The sequence below is a fragment of the Tetzosporium hominis genome (assembly GCF_002265435.1).
GTDB lineage: Bacteria > Bacillota > Bacilli > Bacillales_A > Planococcaceae > Chryseomicrobium > Chryseomicrobium hominis.
Genome location: NZ_NOKQ01000343.1, coordinates 1 through 263, shown reverse-complemented (window position 1 = coordinate 263; position 263 = coordinate 1). Strand labels below are relative to the sequence as shown.

General features: G+C 51.0%; 1 protein-coding gene. It reads right to left on the bottom strand.

Annotated features, from left to right (window positions below):
- Positions 1–263, bottom strand: a 263-nt coding sequence (locus CF394_RS14730) for a homocysteine S-methyltransferase family protein (RefSeq protein ID WP_207761742.1), incomplete at both ends; no start/stop codon positions are given.

Below are 263 nucleotides of genomic sequence, written 5' to 3'. Positions count from 1 at the left end.
GATGCCAGCTGCTTCAGACCGTCCGCAAGCGGGGTGCCGTCCTGAAGAACGCCCTCTTCGTGCATCGAGACATTCAAAATGATCGGCAGCTCCGTTTCCTTTCTGGCAATCTTTAAAACTTCGCGCGCTTCTTCTAAGTCGTAATAGGTTTCGAGCAGAAGTCCGTCCGGCTGCTCATTTAACAGAAGGTAGAGCTGTTCGCGGAAGCTTCTTTTAATGTCCTCGAGAGAATACGAGTTTTTGTTGAACGTCCGGATTCCGCC